Origin of the sequence: Frischella perrara, assembly GCF_000807275.1 — a bacterium.
In the GTDB taxonomy this organism is placed as follows: Bacteria; Pseudomonadota; Gammaproteobacteria; order Enterobacterales; family Orbaceae; genus Frischella; species Frischella perrara.
On sequence record NZ_CP009056.1, the window covers coordinates 107187 to 129640 of the forward strand.

Genomic DNA, 22454 nt, shown 5'->3' on the forward strand with positions numbered 1-22454 from the left:
TAGCCTTATTTTTAGCCTTACAGTTTATTTTGTAAGTACCATACCGTCATTTCCATGCGTGATTTGAAGTTGAGTTTTTTGAAGATACTTTTTACATGGACTTTAACAGTACTTTCAACAATATCTAGCTCTTTAGCGATGAGTTTATTTGATAATCCTTGAACCAGTAAGTTAAATATTTCATGTTCTCTTGGTGTGAGTAAGTTAACATCATGGGATTGTTTTATTGTTGATTCATCACCGTAGCGCATATAATCCAACATAATGTATGTGATGCTCTCATCCATTATGATTTTACCCTCGGCAATGCTATGTAATGCTTTGAGTAGATTTTCAGGTTCCATATCTTTGAGTAAATAACCGTCAGCACCATTCTTTAGTGCAGTAATAATATCTTCTTTAGTATTAGATACAGTAAAAATAATAATGCGACTAGAAACGTTATTTCTACGTAAATAACGTAATATCTCTAATCCATTCATATCATTCATATTGATATCAAGCAAGATAATATCGGGTTCTAACGTTACAGCAAGTTGGATACCTTCCGTTCCCGAGCCAGTTTCCGCAATTACTAGAAAATGACTATCAGTGCCAATGAGTTGCTTTACACCATTACGTAGCATAGGATGATCGTCGATAAGTAAAATTGTATTTTTTATTTGTTCCATTTATGGCACTTCAATTGTTTTAATAGGAATAGGATTTGTTATTTTAAAGGTGATTAAAATGGTTGTTCCTTTATTTGGCTTGCTGTCGATTTTAAAATTTCCATTTAACAAGTCAACGCGATCTTTCATAATAATAAGCCCATAGTGATTATCTTGATTAATTGTAGAAGGTAAACCTATACCATTATCATGAATAGTAATTCTAATAATCTGATCATGCATAAGATTGACATCAAGTGAAACATAACTGGCTTTTGCATGTTTATAAATATTATTTAACGCTTCACGGATAATCTGTAATAAATTAATAGCATATTTGCTATTAATTACATTTAATGGTAGCTGATAGTTAAATGCAATGTTGATTTGTAATTTTTTATTAAATTCATCCACTAGTTCAGTAAGATTAGCATAAAACCCTGTTTGATTTAGACGTAATTGGAATGATGTAATTAATTCCCTTAATTGTGAATAGGTCATATTGATTTCTTTACGCATGGTATTAAGTAAATTAATACTTTCTGAAGAAGTTAAATCAGATTGCATTTGTAAACAGCTAAGATGTATCTTTATACACGAAAGAGATTGCGCAATGGAATCATGTAATTCTCTTGCCATAGCCGTTCTCTCTTTCATTAATAAATAGTGTTTTTGTTGTTCTATTTGCCGGTCTAGCATAATTGCCATGGTCATTTGTTCCATCAAGCCAGAAATCAGTTGTTCTTGCTCTTCTGTTAATGAAACATTGGCAGGCTGCATGGCAAAAATCATACCGTATTTTTGTTGACTATCTTGCAAGTACCAGTACCTTTGGATACCTTTAGATTCATTAGATTTAGAAGGCATTAAACATGCACTACATTGAGGATCCTGACAATTAGGTAGTTTTTGTCGATTATCAGGCTTAATTTGTTGATAATGATCGGGATCATCTGACTCATAAAAACGTATCTGAAATTGATGCAATGGGACTAATTTTTCAAGGTCATGTAAAATAATCAGAAACCGTTCGCATAACGGGGATGACGTATGTAAATGTTTTATCGCTTGATATTGAAAGAAAACGACGCGATTTTTCTGTTGTAATTCTGCCGTTTTTTCTGTTACCTTTTCTTCAAGTAAAGCATACTGAGATTCAATTTGTTCAGACATATTATTTAATGCCAACCCTAACAGATCAAATTCATTTGTTTTATGCCTGATTTTAAAACGTTGACTAAAATCATGCCGTGAAATAGCATCGGCCATGATCATTAATTTATTCCATGGCGCTAGCAAATAACGGCGTAAATAATAAATTTGGCTTATCAAAACAATAAGAATAATAACTATAAATAGCATTTGTAATTGGGTTATATAGCTCAATTGTTTTTCGGTCTTATTGTTAAGTTTACTAACGACCAGATCGATTTGATTAACATAAAGTTCAATATCTTTACGAATGGGCTCAATTTCTTTTGCTTGTTTTAATTTAGGAAGTATATGGGTAAACCAGTCGTTTTTCAGCTGATCAAATTCTTCAGTTAATTGGTAACGGTCAAGAATATCAACATATTCTTGGGAAGTAGGAAAATGGTGAAATAGATTTAATTGGTGATACTCTTGTTGTTTAAATGGAATCATAGATAATAATTGGTAGCTTTTCATTCTTAATAAACCTAATTGATTAATCATATAGGCACTACCTTTGGTATCATTGGCAAAACGGCTAGATAATAATAAAGCGACCAATGCGATTGAGGCTAAAAAAAATACCAATAATGTTAAACGATTGATAATCGATACACTAAATTTGATTTTCCTTTTTAACATGACAGTTTTATTGTTATTTTATAATTATTGGTTATTTATTTTTAATAATATTATAACGTTAAAAATGAAACTACCGATCTTTTTTTGTCACTTTTTGTGATCTTTTAGAAAACACTACTTGCATACAAAATAAAATTTGCGTAAAATTCACGCCCTATAAGATTAATCTATGCAGACCGTAAATAATTTAAATGATGTTGTCTGCTTTTTATTGCGGAGTTAGATATGTACGCAGTTTTCCAAAGTGGTGGTAAACAACACCGAGTCAGCGAAGGGCAAGTTATTCGCTTGGAAAAATTAGAAGTCGAAACCGGTTCAGAAGTCGTTTTTGACAAAGTTTTAATGGTAGCAAATGGTGAAGACATCAAAGTTGGTGCTCCGTTTGTTGAAGGTGCAACAATTAAAGCAGAAATTGTTGAACACGGTCGTGGTGACAAGATTAAGATTGTTAAATTCCGTCGCCGTAAGCATTACCGTAAACAACAAGGTCATCGTCAGTGGTTTACTGATGTTAAGATCACTGCAATAGCTTAATAGGAGTAATTAATAATGGCTCATAAGAAGGCTGGTGGTTCATCACGTAACGGACGTGATTCCCAGAGTAAACGTTTAGGTGTTAAGCGTTACGGTAGTCAGGAAGTTTTAGCGGGTAATATTTTAGTTCGTCAACGTGGTACCCAATTCCACCCAGGTACAAATGTTGGTTGTGGACGTGATCATACTTTATTTGCACTTATTGATGGACAAGTGAAGTTCGAAGTTAAAGGTCCTAAAAATCGCCGTTATGTTAGCGTAATTGCAAATAGCTAATTAAAGCGAATCTGATTAAAAGAAAGCCTCACATTATTGTGGGGCTTTTTTGTATTTTTAGTATTAAATCAATCTGATATCAGAAATATGATGTAAACTATTATATAATTATTATTTACCCGCGTAATTATGATGAAGCAACAAAACGTTAAAGTTGGTTTTTTACTTGCTATGTTAACCGCTATTTTATGGGGTGCGGTACCTATTGCTATGAAATATGCTATGGTTTCAATTGATCCTTATACGGTGGTATGGTATCGATTTGTGATTTCTGCAATAGTAATAACTGGTTGGCTAGCTTATAAAAAACAATTTCCTAATTTTCGCGTTTTTAAAAAACGACGCCGTTTTATCATGTTGATGATTACAGGATTTGCTTTAATTACTAATTTTGTACTGTTTGCTTCGGGTGTAAAGTACTTGACGCCAACTACTTCTCAAGTGGTTGCCCAATTAGGTATTGTGATTTTTATGATTTCAAGTGCGATTGTATTTAAAGAACATTTAAGACCTTCGCAGTTAATTGGTATAGCTATACTACTCATTGGGTTAGCACTTTTCTTCAATAAAAGCCTTATTATGCTATTCACTAACCTATCTGAATATGGTAAGGGTGTTTGGTTAGTCGTACTTGCTTCTATCGCTTGGACGATATATGCATTAGCACAAAAGGTATTATTAAGTAAATTAAGAGCCGAGCAGTTACTTTGGTTGGTATATATGATATGTGCTATCGTTATATTACCGATATCTTCTCCTGAAAAAATATTTAATGCCGATGCGGGGCAACTTTTTGCGTTAATTTTTTGTGGATTAAATACCATCTTTTCATATGGAGCATTAGTTGCGGCAATGGAACGATGGCAAGCAGCGCAAGTGAGTGCGGTAACAACGTTAGCACCTTTATTTGCATTAGTTTTTTCAGATTTATTTGCCTTGTTGTGGCCGACTAAGTTTGCGATACAATATCTTAATGTTTGGGGTTACATTGGGGCATTGGCAGTAATATGTGGCGCTATGTTTGCAACAATTGGACATCAAATATGGTTGCCAGGAAAAGGTTTTCTGTTTAAGCAGAAAACAGGAGAAAAAGAATGAAATTTGTTGATGAAGCTTCAATTCGTGTCGAAGCAGGTGATGGTGGTAATGGTTGTGTTGGTTTCCGCCGAGAAAAATATATACCAAAAGGTGGACCTGATGGTGGTGATGGCGGTGATGGCGGTGATGTTTACTTCATTGCTGATGAAAATTTAAACACTCTTATTGATTTTCGCTTTGAAAAGGCTTACCGCGCAGGTAGAGGACAAAATGGTCAAGGATCTGATTGTACAGGTAAACGCGGGGATGATATTACCGTCAGGGTACCGGTTGGGACACGAATCACTGATAAATATACCAATGAAGTTATTGGCGATTTAACTCATCATGGTCAAAAAATCATGGTGGCTAAAGGCGGATTTCATGGCTTAGGTAATGCACGTTTTAAATCCTCCGTTAATCGGGCACCAAGACAAAAGACTAATGGTACACCTGGGGAAAAACGTGATGTTTTACTAGAATTATTATTACTTGCTGATGTAGGGATGCTAGGGTTACCAAATGCTGGTAAATCAACATTTATTCGCAGTGTTTCGGCAGCTAAACCCAAAGTAGCAGATTACCCATTTACCACGTTAGTCCCGAGTTTAGGGGTGGTTAGAATGGATAATGAGCAAAGTTTCGTGGTAGCAGATATACCTGGTTTGATTGAGGGCGCTTCAGACGGCGCAGGATTAGGTATTCGTTTTCTTAAACATTTAGAACGTTGTCGGGTATTGGTGCATTTGGTTGATATAGCACCAATTGATGGTTCTGATCCGGCAGAAAATGCACGTGTCATTATTCAGGAATTACATCAATATAGTGAAGAGTTAGCGAAAAAACCACGTTGGTTAGTGTTTAATAAGATTGACGTAATAGGTCAGGAAGAAGCTGAACTAAAGGCAAAACAGATTGCTGAACAATTAGGTTGGGAAGATAATTATTATTTAATTTCAGCAGTTAACCACGAAGGAGTTAAATCTCTTTGTTGGGACTTAATGACCTATATTAATGAACATCCTAGAGAACAAGAACAACAAGAAGTGAAAAACGAGAAAGTGGAATTTATGTGGGATGATTACCATCAACAGGTTCTGGACGAAGTCTTTGATGAAGACTTTGAGGATTGGGATGAGAGTGATGAAGAAGGTGTAAAGATAATTTATAAAAAATAGTTATAGTTCAATTGCTAATAATTAATTTTATAATGTCATTGTAAAAAGATAAATAAAACTTGCTTTTGAAAATGATAATTATTATCATTAAAATGTACTTGATTAGTGGCGAATGCTTCTAAGGAGTATGACATTGCTCACATTGCTTCCAATGTTTGCCAGCTTAACCATTAATTAAGCTGGCTTTTTTATGTACTTGTATATGTTCCTTCCAATTATTATCTAACATTAATTTTGATTAATTTTTAACTTAACTGTCGTAATGTTGACGGTAAAATGTGTTTATTTATGCAAATTAACTAGACTTTTTACAAAATAAGCATAAAAATAAACCAATAATATCAAAAGTTAATTTATATATTTCCATCCTTATTTATCAATAAAATATTAGTGGAATAAGAATATAATAAAATAATTTCGTTCCATTAAGGTTTGTTTTGTTTGTTACTATTGGATTAGATAATGGTGTGGATATGGATAATAAAATGGTCTGGGTTTTTTACATAGCAGCTATTATTGTTATTTTGACAAGTATGAAAATCATTACTAGTCGAAATGCGGTAGGGGCATTACTTTATTTTGTTATTTCATTATTAGCAACATCTGTTATTTTTATTGCAATGGATGCCTATCTGTCGGTTTTCTTAGTCCTCATAGTTTTTATCTGTATAGTCTCATTAATTTTCCTTTTAGTTATATCTATACTTAAGTTGCGTAAAGATGTTGTAGAACAAGGCAAGTATGGTATCAATCCAAAAATATGGTTAGGTCCTTTAATTTTAGCTTTCATTTTATTTGTAACATTAATTTATGGCATAGCTAGCACTGATTATGAGACATTATTCGATAATCACACGGATGATATCGCAACAACTATGGGGTTGCTTATGGAAGATTATATTTTAATCATTGAGCTAGCTGCTTTATTATTAATCGGGGCGTTAGTCATTGCTTATCATTTTGTATATCGTATTTATATGATTAAATGTACAAAATCACAAGATAATAGTAAATCTGATCTTAAGGATAAACATGATTCCGTTAATGCATAGTTTTATTTTGGCTGCATCTTTATTTACCATAGGATTATTGGGCGCAATGATTCGAAGGAATTTCTTTTTTTTACTATTGAGTCTAATGGTTATGTTCAATGGTGCTGTAATTGCATTAGTTGCGGCAGATACCTATTGGCAGCAACCCAATGATCAAATCATATCAATTATAGCTATTAGTGCAGCATTAGCCGAAAGTATAGTTGGTTTAGCTTTATTGATTAAACTGTTTTATCGACGTAAAACCGTCAATATTGACTTATTGAGTGAAATGAAAGGATGAATTTACTTTATTTAACAATAGTTATTCCCGTGCTCTCTTTTTTATTATTAATTTGTATCGGGCATCATATTCGAAGAGAAAATATTACGGTTATTGGTCTTAGTACGATAGGATTATTATGTCTTTTAATGGGGTTTGTTAATATTGATTATCATGTTAATTCGGTACCTGAAACTTCATTAATTTATACACGTTATTTGTGGAACTGGTTTACCATCAACAATATTACTGTACCGGTTTCACTCTATTTAGATGGTTTATCATTAGTTTTTTTAACGATGATAGCTTTCTTTAGTTTAATTATTTATTTTTTTGCAGCTGGATATTTTACATCTCTAAAAGATATTTACACTTTTTATGCCTATGGAAATCTGCTAATCGCTAGTTTATTTTTATTAATTTTAGCCGGTGATTTATTTGTTCTTTTTGTCGGATGGGTAGGTGTTAGTATCAGTTGTTATTTATTAATTGGTTTTTATTATCGGACTAAGAAGGTTAGTTATTCTGCCGTAAAATGGTTTGCAATAATACATATAATTGATGCTTTTTTACTCATTGGTATTTTTCTGATTTATACAGGATTAAATACATTAAATATTGCTGACATTCTTAATATTGCCAGTAATGATTTAGCTTCTGACTCAGAAATTATCTTTTGGATAACATTGGTTTTATTTGTGGCCGTTATCGGAAGATTAGGGTTATTTCCTTTCCATTTAGGTATTGCTCAATTTGTCATGGCTCCTATGCCAGCAATAGCACTTTTACAATCTTTCACAATTATATTATCAGGCAGTTATCTTGTATTAAGACTAAGTTTATTGTTTACGATGTCGAGTGATGTTTTTATTTTTATGGGAGTGATAGCGGGTATTACAATTATTTTTGCAAGCTGTATATCTCTTGTACAAAACGATATTAAACGCTTAGTTATTTATATTAATCTATGTCAGGCTAGCTATCTCCTTTTAGCTTTTGTAACCCAAAATTGGGTATTATCACTTAATTTCATTATTAGCTACTGTATAACGAGTCTGCTATTACTATTCTCAACATCAATACTTATAAAAATTGGTAATGGGGAGCGTAATGTTAATCGATTTGGTGGTTTATGGCGACAATATCCAATCTTATATAGTTGTTTCATAATGTCTGCGGCTTCAATCTCATCATTACCTTGGGTTATGTTATCGTTTTATGCTAAAAGCGATATTATTTGGGAACTGATAAAAGCGAATAAGATGGGATTAGGCATTATTGCTCTTATTGGTAGTTTATTGTCTACAATAAGTATTTTACGACTTATTTTCATTGTATTTCATCATAGACAAAAGGTTAAACGTTCGACAAAGATTGGGTTTCTATCTTATCTTCCGTTAATTATTTTGGCTTTTATGTCGACTAATATGCTTCTTTATTTACCATTACCTATTCAAGGTATTATCCCTATTAAAGATATTAATGCCGAAAACCAATTTATTTTGCAGCTATTATTAGTGGCGATAACTATTCTAGGTTTTATTATTGCTTATATATTATTTTATCATCCAAACCCGGAAATTAAGGAAGTTGTTAATACACCAATTAGCAAAATGCTAATTAAATTATGGCGTAATGAATGGTATTTCAGTAAATTAATACATCGATTATTTGTTAAACCATATCATTATATTGCTCTTCTGATGAAAAAAGATCCTGTATCGAAATGGATGTATTTTGTAAACTGGGGAATAAAGAAAGTCAATTTTCAAATAGTTTCATTAGAAAGTGGACAACTACGCTGGTATATCATGTCGATTGTGACAGGAAGTATTGTCATGCTATTCCTACTTATTTTAATTTGATAGATTCATCGTTTTAAGAAGGATTTTGTGTGTTAGTTTGGCTCGTTTTTTTACCTTTATTAGGTGGATTTGTTAGCTGGTTATTTGATGCTTATTTACAACGATCTTTTACTCAAATAAGGCGTTGCGATGAAGGTAGTGTTAATCATATTGGTTTAATGCATAAATTATGCGATAAATTTTCTTCATTTGCAGCAGGTTGGGTTGCTTTGATTTTTGCTTTCAGTTCGTTAGTAATTACTTGTACATTCATTTTGGAAGTATTTAAGCAAGATGATCAATCACAAAATTGGTGTAAAGTTGTTGAATTCGACTGGATACCCTTGTTAGGTATTCAATTCCATTTAGTCCTAGATGGTTTAGCGCTATTAATGATTTTGATTAGCTTAATTGTTACTATTATCGCTATCATTTATTCTTTTAAAGAGCGCCCGAGTAGTTCAGGATTTTTCTATTTTTCACTATTATTGATGTTGTCAGCTGTAATAATGCTCTTTGTTGTAGCTGATCTATTCTTATTTTTATTACTCTGGGAAGCAACGTCAATTCCAGTATATTTCTTAATTGCCCTGTGGGGTAGACGAGATTCTAATGCACAATTGAGATTTAATGGTGCCAGCAAGTTTTTAATTTATACTCAGGTGAGTAGTTTAATTATGCTAATTGCAATAGTGTCATTAGCATTAGTCAATTGGAAACTTACGAATACTTGGACTTTCGATAGTTCAACATTAATGAATACACCTATTTCTAGTCGTGTTGAATTTTTAATTATGCTAGGTTTTTTATTTGCCTTTTTAGTTAGAATTCCGCTTTTACCTTTTCATAGTTGGTTTATTCAAGCCCATATCGAATCTTCAACTACCACTTCGATCATGATTAGTGGATTAATTGTTAATACCGCAATTTATGGTCTGCTACGTTTAGTTATTCCATTATTTCCTAATGCCTCATTGATGATTACGCCGATAATGCTTGCACTTGCCATTATCACTTTATTTTATGCTGCAATATTATGTTTCAATCAAAATGATATTAAACGTTTAATCGCTTATATCCATATTGGTTTAATGAGTTTAATGACTTCGGTATTGTATAGTGGATCATTAAAAGCATATCAAGGAATGATAATAGATATCGTTGCAATTAGTCTTGTTATTGTTGGTTTATTTATAATTAGTGGTTTATTAGTTGAACGCTATTCAACACGTAATATCAACCATTTTATTGCTTTAAAACAACATGTTAAATACCTATCCACGCTCACGCTATTTTTTATTTTAGCCGTTTTAGGTGTGCCTGGTACAGCAAATTTTGTAGCTAATTTTATGATGTTTTTGGGAAGTTATGAATCGTCAACCTATTTAGGTATATTATTAATAATTGGGTTAAGTTTACTTTCAATATCGTTAATTATTCGAATTCAACCTATTTTTTATGGTACAACCGACAAACAGGTGATGGATAAAAAGAACATCTCATTTAGAGATTTATCATTATTAATTTTAATTTTGGTAATGCTGTTTGCTATTGGGTTATATCCTCAATGGTTATTAGATCTCTTTTCTCCAACGATAAGTAAAATTCAACAGATATTTGTTAATGCGCAAATTAATCTGATTAAAGGGGATGTATAAGTATTATGGTGGTGATAACAAGTTATGAATTTATTTATTTATTACCTATCCTGATATTGGGCAGTGCTATAATTATTTTATTATTGTTACTTTCGTTATGTAGAATCAATACTAAACTTTCTGCATGGTTTACAATTTTTTGTTTGGTCTTATCGCTAGCATCATCTTCTTATATAGGTTATAAGTTTATCTCACAGTCCGATGATAAAATACTTGTTGCTAATAATTTGACGCAAAACATTGATAAAGTCATCAATAATCCGACGGAGATAAATGATGATATTAATGAAGCGGCATCTGCTGATCAACAATTGCAAGAAATTAATACTGTCGCATTAGCATCGCCCACTATAAACGATGATCTTAGTGTTCAAGAGGAATTAGTAAAACCACATAGTCATAGTACTGCTTTGTTTACAAGTGATGGCTATGGTGCGCTTTATACTAGCCTGATACTATTTTTATCAATCATTATTTCAACATTAGCCTTAACATGGTTTAAGGATGAACGAACACCTCGTGGCTCATTTTATTTATTAGTCCTTTTTTCAGCTTTGGGGGCAACCATATTAATTTATTCAAGCCATTTAGTTTCATTTTTTATTGGCATTGAATTACTATCATTAACCATTGTTGGATTAGTTGGTTACCAATACACTCAAAAATATTCCTTAGAAGCAACCATAAAGTATATGGTGCTATCGGCTATTTCAACTATTTTTTTGTTAATGGGTATTGCGTTTTATTATGCTGCTACTGGTGAATTAACATTTATTGCGTTAAGTTTTAAATTATCGACATTATCAGCACCAAGTATCTTATTATTACTCGGTGTTTGCCTTATGCTTGTAGGTATTGGATTTAAACTATCTTATGTACCTTTCCAGTTATGGTTACCTGATGTTTATCAAGGTGCACCGGCCTGTGTTTGTTTATTACTAACGACTATCGGTAAAGTTGCTATTTTTTGTGCTATAGCGCGATTGTTTTTATTAGCGCCGATTGTAAATAATGAAACCATTCGGGCTATGATGATTATTATGGCATTTTGCTCAATTATTTGGGGTAATATTTTTTCAATTAAACAACATAATATAAAACGTTTATTAGCTTACTCATCAATTGCTCATCTAAGTTATTTATTAGTGGCATTAATTGCTGTTCAATATCAAGTATTAGCATTAGAAACAATAGGGATATATCTAATTGGCTATATGTTAGCTAATGTTTGTGTGTTAGGTGTAATTAGTTTGGAGTCAAGCTCAAGTGCTAATTTAGATCATGATAATGATGTAGATCTAACAGGCTTATTTTGGCGTCGTCCGATTATAGCACTCGCTATGGGCATTGGGTTATTATCTCTTGCCGGTATACCGTTAACAGTTGGTTTCATTGGGCGTTTTTCTTTGATTTTACTTAGTGTGACAGCTGAATTATGGTGGTTTGTTGGGACAGTGGTAATTGTTAGTGCATTTAGTTTGTATTTTTATTTAAGATTAGCCATTAATCTTTATATTAAACCCGATCATATCCTAAGAAATGAGGTTCCTAAAACACTAACGATCTCGAAAATCCGACAAATTAGTATCAATGAAATCTTTATCATTAGTTCAGCTTTATTGATTATTCTTTGTGGTATATATCCAAAATGGTTATTTAATTTAGTGAGCATTGCCCAATACTTAATGCCGCAATGATTGCGTTATTTATGTATTGATACTAAGGTTAAGCGGTATAACGCTCCAAACCTCATTAAATTTTGAATAAATATGTTATAATTTTATTTTCGTGTATTATTAAGCACGAATTTTAATTTCAACCATTTACTTATGAGGAAAGTATGAACTTTTTTATCAGTAACGCTTATGCAAATACTGGAGATACTCTTGCTTTAGATAACAATCTTACCACTTTCATTATGCTAGGAGTATTTTTATTATTTTTCTATTTTATTATTTTTCGCCCACAACAAAAAAGAGCCAAAGCTCACCGAGAATTAATGTCATCAATATCTAAAGGTGATGAAGTATTAACCAATGGCGGTTTGATTGGTCGTGTTGCCAAAGTAAGTGAAAATGGCTATTTATCAATACAACTTAATGATACAACTGAAGTTGTTATTAAACGTGATTTTGTAACTTCAGTTTTACCTAAAGGAACAATGAAATCACTATAATTCATTGTATGAGAATGTTAATTAGATAAACCACAAGAGAAAACGTCGTGTTAAATCGCTATCCTTTGTGGAAGTATATTATGCTAGTCGGCGTTATTCTCGTCGGTTTGCTTTATGCACTTCCTAATATTTACGGTGAAGATCCTGCTATTCAGATTTCTGGTAGTAGAAATGCTAAAATCACCGTCAAAACTTCTGAGAAAATTGAAAAGATCTTTAATGAGAAAAAAATCCCTTTTAAATCCATCATTTTTGAAAATAATACCGTTCTAGTTAGAGTGGCAACTAATGATATTCAACTAAAAGCAAAAGATATCATTGCAAATGAGTTAGGTAATAACTATGTTGTTGCTTTAAACTTGGCTCCAGCAACGCCTTTATGGCTAAGTTTTATTGGGGCTGAACCGATGAAATTAGGTTTAGATCTCCGTGGTGGTGTTCATTTTCTAATGGAAGTTGATATGGCAACGGCATTGGATAAATTACTTGATGTTGCCACCGACTCCTTACGTAATGACTTTGGTAATAGTAATATTGAATTTTCGTCGTTAACTAAAAATGATCAACAACAAATTATAGTATCATTCAATAGTGTTAATGATCGTAATGCCGCAATAGCTAGAATCAATGGGTTAGCCGATTATCAGATTATTTCACAAAGTGATAAAGAATTAGTTATTGGCATTAGTGAAGCACGTTTACAAAAAGCAAAAACAGAAGCTGTAGCTCAAAATACAACTATCTTACGTAATCGTGTAAACCAATTAGGCGTATCTGAACCGATCGTACAACGACAGGGCTCTGATCGTATAGTGGTCGAATTACCTGGTATTCAAGATACTGCGCTAGCAAAGAAAATCATAGGTGCAACGGCAACTTTAGAATTTAGGCAAGTAAACACCTCTAATTCTTACAACTTGCAAGATATTCTTACTGGTAAAGCGAGAGTTCCTTATGGCTCAGAAGTGAAGTTTACTGCAGATGGGCGCCCATTATTATTGTATAAAAACGTTGTTCTAACTGGTGATCATATTATCGATTCTTCATATCAAATTTATAAAGGTGAGCCTCAAGTATCTATAAATTTGGATAGTGAAGGTGGTAAAAAAATGTTAGCTTTCACTCAGAAAAACATCGAAAAACCAATGGCAACTTTATTTGTTGAATATAAAGATTCGGGAAAAGTTGATAGTGAAGGTAAACCAATTTTAGAGAAACAAGAACAGATTATTAATGTAGCAACAATTAGGAGTGCCTTTAGCGATCGTTTCCAAGTGACTGGTATTGATAATTATGATGAAGCAAAACAATTATCATTATTATTAAGAGCCGGTGCATTGATTGCTCCAATACAAATTGTTGAAGAGTTAACAATTGGACCATCAATGGGACAAGAAAATATCACGCAGGGCTTGGAATCTTGCTTATGGGGATTATTAATCTCAGTTATATTTATGTTGCTGGTCTACCGTTTATTTGGTGTGTTTGCGAGTTTAGCATTAGTCGCTAACCTTATCTTGATTGTTGGGGTCATGTCTTTATTACCCGGTGCGACATTAAGTATGCCTGGTATAGCAGGTATTGTTCTTACTGTCGGGATGGCTGTTGATGCTAATGTATTGATTAATGAACGTATAAAAGAAGAATTACGCAATGGTCGGGGTGTACAGCATGCGATTAATGAAGGTTATGCAGGGGCATGGAGTAGTATTTTTGATGCTAACATTACGACATTAATCACGGCTATTATCTTGTATGCTGTAGGAACAGGCTCAATAAAAGGTTTTGCCATTACGTTAGGTGTCGGTATTTTAACATCAATGTTTACTTCAATTGTAGGAACGAGGGCCTTAGCTAATTTAATTTACGGTGGACGCCGTGTTAATAAGCTATCAATTTAGGAGTCAAAGGTGGCTAATTTAAAATTAATGAAAAATAAGGCAGAAAACGCATCATATGATGTCGAATCGCTGAATCACGGACGCCGTGTTATTGATTTTCTTCGTTTTGGTTTTATAGCCTTCGCGATTTCTATGTTATTAGTCGTTGGCTCAATTGTTGTTATATTTGTAAAAGGATTTAACTTAGGTCAAGATTTTACAGGCGGTACAACAATTGAAATTACGTTGAGTAAAGCGGTTGAAATTGATGATATTCGAGCTAGTTTGAAACAAGCAGGGTATGGTGAACCGGTAGTCCAAAATTATGGTTCAAGTCAAGATATCATTATTCGTTTGCCAATTTTAAAAGATGATGAGTCTAATCAGCAAAACTCGAATATGACTGAGGATCAAAAAACGCAGGAACTTAATAGTGCTTTAGGTGCAAAAATTGCTGATCTAATGCATAAGTATATTGATAGTGATGCGAAAATTAAACGTGTAGCATACGTTGGACCATCAGTAGGTTCTGAATTGGCACAAGACGGTATTTTAGCTATCTTGGCGGCTTTAATTTCAATTTTGATATATATTGCTATTCGTTTTGAATGGCGATTTGGTACAGGAGCTGTCGTTGCGTTAGCTCATGATGTTATTATTACAGCAGGTTACTTATCATTATTTCAGCGTGAATTAGATTTAACTATTATAGCAGCAATGTTATCGATTATAGGATATTCACTCAATGATACAATTGTGGTTTTTGACCGTATAAGAGAGAATTTTAGAAAAATTCGTCGAGCAACATCCTATGATGTTATTAATATTTCCTTAACTCAGACTTTGAGTCGAACTTTAATGACATCAGGAACGACGCTAGCAGTAGTTGTAATCTTATATATTTTTGGTGGTAGTATGTTACGCGGCTTTTCAGAAACACTTGGGGTAGGTATCATTCTTGGTACTATCTCATCAATATATGTTGCTGCATATATGTCATTAAAAATGGGTATAAAACGTGAACATTTTATTCAACAGAAAGTTGAAGTAGAAGGTGCCGATCAAGCACCCATCCTACGATAATCGTTGATAAAAAGACCTATTTATGTTGCTTTTATAACAGCATAAATAGGTATATTAGAAAATACGTAACAATTGTTAATCTGTTATCTTGACATCAAGGTCGCTCTTGCATATTATTGCGTAAGTCATATTGAAGGGGCCATAGCTCAGCTGGGAGAGCGCAACGCTGGCAGCGTTGAGGTCAGGGGTTCGATCCCCCTTGGCTCCACCAATTCACTATTCTACAAAATTCTTTAACCTCCATTTAAATACATAGACCCCAATCTTAACAGGATTTAAACTCTATTTAGATACGCCATAAGTTCCATTAAGATACACTTGCAACCCATATTTTTAGATATATGATTAGTTATTATTAAGCTGAATGTTAGTGAACATCGTAAATAACTTATAACAAAACCTTTATATTTTAGGGGAAATCAACAAAAAAATAAGTAGCTAAGCAGTCATCACTGCTAACTTTATTTTGAATAATTCATATTGGAATATGAAGGGAAGGTAAAATTTTAAAATTATTTTTTGAGACCGAACACCAAACCAATTTTTCACACCGCAAAATTATAAAAATAGGGTTTTAAAAGTTAAGTCCATAAAGAAATTGTTAACTAACTAATTAATTTTTGATGAAAGCTAGTTATCAGGTTCGCTTCTCTAATACATATCCTGTACCCCGTACAGAATGAATTAGCTTAGTTTGAAAGCCTTGATCAATTTTGTTCCTTAATCTTTTAATTGCTACATCTACTACATTGGTTTGATTATCAAAATTAATATCCCAGACATGAGAAATAATGAACGTTCTTGAAAGGGGTTTGCCAGCGTGTTGCATTAATAAGGCAAGTAAGGAAAATTCTTTTGAGGTAAGTTGGATTGATTTATTTCCACGCATTACATAATGACGTTTCCAATTTAGTTGCAAATCATCAATAATGTATAATTCTTCTTCTTCTATTCTATGTTGTTGACTACGTCTTACTAAAGCCTTCATTCTCGCTAGAAATTCTTGGAAAGAAAATGGCTTAGCAAGATAATCATCAGCACCTAATTCTAAACCTCTAATTCGCCATTCGACTTGATCTTTATCTGATAATAATAAAATAGGAACTTGTTGTCGCGTTGAACTAATCGTTTGTAAAACATCCCAACCACTAATTTTAGGTAAAAAAATATCAAGAACTACAATATCGTAATTTTTAGTAAGAACACGATCTATACCATCTAATCCATTATAAACGGAATCAACATTAGTATAGCCTGTTTGCATTAACAGGTTGATTAACTTATCGACTTTGTCTGAATTACTAATAATAAGAATATTCATAGATATTAGTTAGCTTCTTTATTGTTATATTTTTAGATGCCGCAGTACATAACTAAACGATTAGTTTATGTTTTATTTTTTATGATTCAAATCAAATTACTCAATGATTTTGTGTGAAAATTATGGCTAAGACGTTATTTCAAATTTAATTTTCGAAATACCATCCTTTGCTATCTTTACAATAATAGAATGAGTTATGTCGTCTGTGATTTTTCAAATTTATAATCTATCTTATTCTCAAGAAGATATAACTTATTATTAAATCACGAGACAATCCCATCCAAAGTGACCCTTGTTTATATATTTATTATTATACATTTGTAGCTATGACATCATATTCTTTTTCAAATTACTTTAATATGACATATTAATTACAAATTAAGCAATAAATGTACATTTTTGCAAAGTTATTTAAATATAACAATTAGTTAAATTATTTCCTCCTAAAATTTATTACATGGTTTTAACCTCTAGAAGGATTAAAAAACTTTTTACCAGATGTCATTATTATACATGGTATGATTATATTGATATGCATAATGGTTTGTTTGATTTAATTGAGATGTATTAACCAATCTTTTGCATTTTTTTTCGGGGTTAAACCTAAATTATCAAGTTTAGTTAAGTAAAATTTCTTGAATAAAGACCAATCATAGTAGGGATAATGGTTAGTTTGAATCGGTAATTTTATCTCCCTCTCATTTAATAATAATTTTACGAGAATTGGTTTGGAATTATCTCTGTTACGATAGAAAATAAGTTGGATATTGGCAGCCATAGGAATTATTCGTTCGGCCTGCCAGTATTTATGATAATTTTCAATAAAGTCGGTTGTTTTATTTGTTCCTTTTATTTCCATTAAGGTTGCTAATGGTGAAATAGTTTCAGCATGGGCAAAATGCAGATTAGCATCAATTTGATTGTGATAAATATCGTTATCGGAGGATAAAATTATATCTCTAAGTAATGGTGCTGCTATTCTGATCTGGATACCATTTTCATCAAAAGCAGGACCTATTTGTAAATAATTTTTAGCGGTAATAACTGTCGATAACCAGCGTTTTTCGGTAAATGTAAACAAATCCCCTAAATTAATCTGATTTTGCTCTAGCTTTTCGTTACTAAAAGATAATGTTTCTTGGTATATTTTGAATAAAGCTATTACAAATTCTGTTGCAGTAACTTGATCAACTGATTTAAGATTCGTTTCATTATTTAATTGATTGATAAATGATGAATTAAATAGTCTTTCAATAACATGTTGAACGGTTTTCTTTGTTAAAGGTGCTTCCTGTAAAGTTTGAATAGCATTTTTGATAGGTTGGCTTGTTTTATATTTTTTATAAGCAGGCGAATAGTCAAAAAAACGGAGTAATACCTGTTCATTTTCTGGCTGCTGTATGATTTTCGCATTAGGATAAATTGCCCGAAAAGGTTTTAAAAATGCTTCAGCACTATCAATTGTCCGTTGGGATGTGGTCGATATAATAGCAATTTCTTTTTGTTGAAAAATAGTAGGGTATTGTTTCAACATACGTTGAGCAATATGTTGAATATCGTCTTTCCCTAAATCAGTGAGCTGACCATATTTGTTTTGATTTAGTTTTATAATTTTATTTAGCTGCTCTCGTAAATTTTTTCCTAAGGGTGTTAATTGATTTTGTTGATGAGCTTTTTCTAATATTTGAGATGTAATAGTTTCTGGTTTAGCTTTGCTAATATATCGTGAACCATGTCTGCCAATATAATAAATATAAAATGGATGATAATTTTGCGGTGTTGGTGTAAGTTTTTGCTGCGGGTCATATTGGTAGCTTGACTTTGATCCGGAAATGTTGCCATAAGCAATATTATAATTAAGTAATGTACTTATAAGTAGTATAGGTGTAAGTAGTATAGGTGCGATTAATAACTTCATATAAAATCCTATGATAAATTATCATAGGTAATATATCATAATTATTTCAACAACTTATCTTGTTTATGTTTTTTTAACAATGATTAATTAATTCTATATCTTCATTATTCTTGTATATCTATAACTATGGCTTGAAGATTGATAACTTGCCAACGGATATTATAGTGATATAACTTGATACCAAACGTCTGGGGTTCGGATTTCCCCTTTTTATATGCAGGTCTTGGATCTTGACTTATAATTTGAATTATCAGTTCTCGTAATTCAGGTTTGTCAAAGAGAAATTGTTCAACTTGTGGGGCAAAATCCACATACAGTGAGCTATCAGGTTTATTCAGTGCATAACTGGCTTGAGCATTAGGATAACTATCACTATATGGAATATAGGGTTTAATATCGATGATGGGAGTTTGATCTATCAGATCGACACTACCTAATTTTAGAATAATCTGTTCCTTACTGATCACAATATCATGGAGTTCAACCGCCGAGAGCCCTATTGGATTAGGTCGAAAAGTAGAGCGACTAGCAAAAACGCCCACTCTTTCGTTTCCTCCCAATCTTGGGGGTCTGACAGTGTTATGCCATCCTTGTTTCGCGGTACCAGAAAAGATGAAAAGTAACCATAAATGGGAGAATTTCTCTAATCCCCTGATACAATTGGGGTGATTAAAAGGGGGATTTAAATGAAGTTCACCTTTTGCCAAAGGAACGAGATTAGGTTGTCTTGGGACACCAAATTTTTCTTTATATGGTGAATGTAAAATACCAATTGTTTTAAGCGAGATCATAGATGGTTATTTAGAGAAATATAATATGATTAAAATTATGCAACAAATATAGGATTAGAGGTTATCTAATCCTTTTAAATTCCATACATCTTAAATAAGTTGGTAATTATTACCAACCTTTAACGGCACTACCTTTAAATACTTCATTCGCCTTTTGTACTGCAGCATCACTATGACGTGCATCAATATATTTTTGGATATTTGGATCGTTTTTGTTGTCTTCGCGAGCAACGATAATATTCACATATGGTGAATCTTTGTCTTCAACAAAGATACCGTCTTTATTAGCGGTCAGATTTATTTGACCTGCAAATGCATTATTGATGATGGCAAAGTCTACTTGAGCATCATCCAACGAACGCGGTAGCATAGGCGCTTCTATTTCAAGAATATTCAGATGATAAGGATTATCAGTAATATCAATTACAGTTGGAAATAACCCTTTTTCAGGATTAACGGTAATTAATCCTTGTTTTTGCAGTAGTAATAAAGCACGACCTAAATTAGTTGGATCATTAGGTATAGCAACTGTTGAATTAGGTTTGATTAAATAGGATTCACCACGTGGTGAAGTCACAATTTTACCTTCTTCATTACTTGTCGAATCGGTTATTGGTTTTAGTTTATGTGTATAAGCTGCAATCGGGTGAACAAAAGTTTTACCAACTGAAACAAGTTTATAGCCTCTTTCTTCAATTTGTTGATCTAAGAAAGGTTTATGTTGAAAGTCATTAATATCAATTTGCCCACTATCTAATGCTTGATTAGGGATTACATAATCGTTAAAAATAACCAGTTCTACATCTAAATTATATAATTTCTTTGCTTGTTCTTTCGCCGCTTCAGCAACTTCTTGATCGGGACCAGAAACAACTCCAACTTTCAATACCTCAGGTTTTGTAGCTTCTTGGGGAGCTTTGTTGTTATCACATGCAGTCAAAAATATGCTACTAGCAAATGTTGCAAAAATAGCAAGTTTTTTTAAAATCATAATCTATTCCTTTTAAATATTAGTGGTGTGTGACACGTTTAACGATAGCATTGCCTATAAATTGTATTGTAAAAACAATTAGAATCAATATGATGAGTACAGTGTTCATAACAGCAGGTTTATAACTATATAGACCATAGTATCGAGCTAATTCACCTAATCCACCAGAACCAATGGCTCCTACCATAGCAACATAACCATTCAACGTTATTAAAGTGATGGTTAAGCTATTGACGATCACAGGCATTGCTTCTGGAAGTAGCACTTTACGAATTATTTGTAGTGGTGTTGCTCCCATAGATCTTGCTGCTTCAACTAATCCTTTAGGTACCTCTAATAAAGCATTTTCTATCATCCGAGCAATCAATGGCGCGACACCAATACTTAATGGGACTAATGCAGCTTGTCGACCTAAAAATATACCTTGTCCAGTCATAATTAACATAACAAAGGTCGTGAAAGGGATAATCCAGAACAATAATATAATAAACGGAATTGAACGTAATAAATTAGTAAAAAAAGACAATAATCCTGAAGCGATAGAACAATCTAAAATCTGATTTTTACGCGTGGTATATAATAAAATACCAAGTGGTAAACCAATTATGGTTCCCCATAATCCAGATAATACAGTCATATAAATAGTATTGTCGGTTTCTTGGGCTATTTTAAAAATCATATTTTGGTTAAAACCATTAAATTGTGAACAAAAGTTAACAAAGCTTGCCCAGAAATCGTAACCTGAAAGATGGCGCATTAATGTTTCAAATGGTTTAAATGAGGGTATAAAATCAAACATAACCAAGCACCTCTACAGTAATATTATTATCTTGTAAGAATTTGATAGCATTTTTTGTATCTACTGGATTACCAATTATTTCTGTAAGCATAATGCCGAATTTAATTCCTCCTGCATAATCCATTTGTGCGCTGATAATATTGTTGTCAATGTTAAATTCTTTAGCCGCTTGTGATAAAAAAGGTGCATCGACAGATAAACCAGTAAATTCAAGGCGCAATAATGGATGTAAATTGTCTTGATAAGTGGTTGATAATTTTTGTAAATAATCTTCTGGGATATGTAAATGAAGGGTTGATTGTATAAACTGTTTTGCAACATCACTCTTAGGATGAGAAAACATTTCACCAACAGTTGATTGTTCAACTAGTTCACCTTGGCTAATTACCGCTACCTGATCACATATTTGTTTTACTACATCCATTTCATGAGTTATCAATAAAATCGTTAATCCTAACTTTTTATTGATATTTTTGAGTAATTCTAAAATAGAACGTGTTGTTTCTGGATCTAAAGCACTGGTTGCTTCATCACATAACAAAACTTTTGGATCATTAGCTAATGCGCGAGCTATGGCTACACGTTGCTTTTGCCCACCTGAAAGATTGGATGGGTAAACATTGGCTTTATCTTCTAATCCTACCAGTTTAAGCAGTTCATTAACTTTACTTTTAATTGTCTTCTTTTGAACGTTATCAAATTCTAAGGGTAAGGCAATATTTTCGAATACTGTTCTAGATGACAATAAATTAAAATGCTGAAAAATCATACCTATTTTTCTGCGTATATGAATAAGCTGGCTATTTGATAACTCCGTTATATATTGATTATCAATAATAACCTTTCCACTAGTTGGCTTTTCTAATAAGTTAACACACCGAATTAAGGTACTTTTTCCTGCACCAGACTTTCCGATGACGCCAAATATTTGTCCAGCAGGTACATGCAAATTAATATCTTTTAATGCATATATTGGCTGTTTATTATGCATAAACGTCTTAGAAATATTTTCAAGTTTGATCATAAAAGGATTCTAAATAATTAAAATTTATTACAAAATGTTAAGACGTCTAGACATCTAAGTCAATAACTATTATGCTAGCGCACTTATTTAAAGTAATTTTCTACAAT

20 protein-coding genes and 1 tRNA gene are annotated in these 22454 nt (G+C 32.4%); 13 read left to right on the forward strand and 8 right to left on the reverse strand.

Going from position 1 to position 22454, the window contains the following annotated elements; translation table 11 throughout:
- Window positions 1-17: 17 nt before the first annotated feature.
- Together narL and narX are read right to left on the reverse strand one after the other, a co-directional pair.
- Window positions 18-671 carry a two-component system response regulator NarL gene (gene narL, locus FPB0191_RS00470; RefSeq protein WP_039103243.1) on the reverse strand — a complete coding sequence of 218 codons (654 nt, stop codon included), beginning with the start codon at window positions 669-671 and terminating at the stop codon, window positions 18-20.
- Complete coding sequence (gene narX, locus FPB0191_RS00475; RefSeq protein ID WP_052236656.1) at window positions 672-2483, reverse strand: nitrate/nitrite two-component system sensor histidine kinase NarX; 1812 nt, start codon at window positions 2481-2483, stop codon at window positions 672-674. It lies immediately after the preceding gene.
- Window positions 2484-2708: 225 nt separating this feature from the next.
- Here narX and rplU point away from each other — a divergent pair, with 225 nt between their 5' ends.
- The 13 genes from rplU (at window position 2709) to FPB0191_RS00540 (ending at window position 15714) form a co-directional block, all read left to right on the forward strand.
- Window positions 2709-3017, forward strand: a complete 309-nt coding sequence (rplU, locus tag FPB0191_RS00480) for a 50S ribosomal protein L21 (RefSeq protein ID WP_039103244.1) — start codon at window positions 2709-2711, stop codon at window positions 3015-3017.
- Window positions 3018-3032: 15 nt separating this feature from the next.
- Complete coding sequence (gene rpmA / locus FPB0191_RS00485; protein WP_025314437.1) at window positions 3033-3293, forward strand: 50S ribosomal protein L27; 261 nt, start codon at window positions 3033-3035, stop codon at window positions 3291-3293.
- Window positions 3294-3422: 129 nt separating this feature from the next.
- Entirely contained in the window at window positions 3423-4391 is a 969-nt protein-coding gene (locus FPB0191_RS00490; RefSeq protein ID WP_052236657.1) for a DMT family transporter, read from the forward strand.
- A complete protein-coding gene (gene cgtA / locus FPB0191_RS00495; RefSeq protein WP_039103248.1) occupies window positions 4388-5548 on the forward strand; it encodes an Obg family GTPase CgtA in 1161 nt (386 codons plus the stop codon). Before FPB0191_RS00490 ends, cgtA begins: the two co-directional genes overlap by 4 nt.
- A gap of 437 nt (window positions 5549-5985) precedes the next feature.
- Complete coding sequence (locus FPB0191_RS00500) at window positions 5986-6600, forward strand: NADH-quinone oxidoreductase subunit J family protein (RefSeq protein WP_039103250.1); 615 nt, start codon at window positions 5986-5988, stop codon at window positions 6598-6600.
- Window positions 6581-6883 carry an NADH-quinone oxidoreductase subunit NuoK gene (gene nuoK, locus FPB0191_RS00505; protein ID WP_039103252.1) on the forward strand — a complete coding sequence of 101 codons (303 nt, stop codon included), beginning with the start codon at window positions 6581-6583 and terminating at the stop codon, window positions 6881-6883. The genes FPB0191_RS00500 and nuoK overlap by 20 nt, the downstream gene beginning before the upstream one ends.
- On the forward strand, window positions 6880-8727 hold the full coding sequence (locus tag FPB0191_RS00510; protein WP_039103253.1) for an NADH-quinone oxidoreductase subunit 5 family protein: 1848 nt from the start codon (window positions 6880-6882) through the stop codon (window positions 8725-8727). The genes nuoK and FPB0191_RS00510 overlap by 4 nt, the downstream gene beginning before the upstream one ends.
- A 29-nt stretch (window positions 8728-8756) precedes the next feature.
- Window positions 8757-10364, forward strand: a complete 1608-nt coding sequence (locus FPB0191_RS00515) for a complex I subunit 4 family protein (RefSeq protein ID WP_052236658.1) — start codon at window positions 8757-8759, stop codon at window positions 10362-10364.
- A gap of 5 nt (window positions 10365-10369) precedes the next feature.
- On the forward strand, window positions 10370-12061 hold the full coding sequence (locus tag FPB0191_RS00520; protein ID WP_052236659.1) for an NADH-quinone oxidoreductase subunit N: 1692 nt from the start codon (window positions 10370-10372) through the stop codon (window positions 12059-12061).
- Window positions 12062-12204: 143 nt separating this feature from the next.
- On the forward strand, window positions 12205-12540 hold the full coding sequence (gene yajC / locus FPB0191_RS00525; protein WP_039103255.1) for a preprotein translocase subunit YajC: 336 nt from the start codon (window positions 12205-12207) through the stop codon (window positions 12538-12540).
- A gap of 47 nt (window positions 12541-12587) precedes the next feature.
- Window positions 12588-14441: a protein translocase subunit SecD gene (gene secD, locus FPB0191_RS00530; protein ID WP_082018195.1), complete on the forward strand. Its 1854-nt coding sequence runs from the start codon at window positions 12588-12590 to the stop codon at window positions 14439-14441.
- A 27-nt stretch (window positions 14442-14468) separates the two neighbouring features.
- Window positions 14469-15503 carry a protein translocase subunit SecF gene (gene secF, locus FPB0191_RS00535; protein WP_039106376.1) on the forward strand — a complete coding sequence of 345 codons (1035 nt, stop codon included), beginning with the start codon at window positions 14469-14471 and terminating at the stop codon, window positions 15501-15503.
- A gap of 135 nt (window positions 15504-15638) precedes the next feature.
- Window positions 15639-15714 (forward strand) — tRNA-Ala (locus FPB0191_RS00540).
- Window positions 15715-16140: 426 nt separating this feature from the next.
- Here FPB0191_RS00540 and FPB0191_RS00545 read toward each other — a convergent pair.
- From FPB0191_RS00545 to metN, 6 genes are all read right to left on the reverse strand, one after another.
- Window positions 16141-16824: a winged helix-turn-helix domain-containing protein gene (locus FPB0191_RS00545; RefSeq protein WP_039103258.1), complete on the reverse strand. Its 684-nt coding sequence runs from the start codon at window positions 16822-16824 to the stop codon at window positions 16141-16143.
- Window positions 16825-17377: 553 nt separating this feature from the next.
- Window positions 17378-18742, reverse strand: coding sequence for a histidine-type phosphatase (locus FPB0191_RS00550; RefSeq protein WP_039103260.1), 1365 nt, complete (start codon window positions 18740-18742; stop codon window positions 17378-17380).
- Between the two features lie 104 nt (window positions 18743-18846).
- The gene (gene tsaA / locus FPB0191_RS00555; RefSeq protein ID WP_039103261.1) at window positions 18847-19533 is read right to left on the reverse strand and encodes a tRNA (N6-threonylcarbamoyladenosine(37)-N6)-methyltransferase TrmO; all 687 of its coding nucleotides are present in this window, start codon (window positions 19531-19533) and stop codon (window positions 18847-18849) included.
- Between the two features lie 109 nt (window positions 19534-19642).
- Window positions 19643-20524 carry a MetQ/NlpA family lipoprotein gene (locus tag FPB0191_RS00560; protein ID WP_039103263.1) on the reverse strand — a complete coding sequence of 294 codons (882 nt, stop codon included), beginning with the start codon at window positions 20522-20524 and terminating at the stop codon, window positions 19643-19645.
- 19 nt (window positions 20525-20543) lie between these two features.
- The gene (locus tag FPB0191_RS00565) at window positions 20544-21203 is read right to left on the reverse strand and encodes a methionine ABC transporter permease (protein ID WP_039106378.1); all 660 of its coding nucleotides are present in this window, start codon (window positions 21201-21203) and stop codon (window positions 20544-20546) included.
- Window positions 21204-21315: 112 nt separating this feature from the next.
- Window positions 21316-22347, reverse strand: a complete 1032-nt coding sequence (gene metN, locus FPB0191_RS00570; protein ID WP_039103264.1) for a methionine ABC transporter ATP-binding protein MetN — start codon at window positions 22345-22347, stop codon at window positions 21316-21318.
- Window positions 22348-22454: the final 107 nt, after the last annotated feature.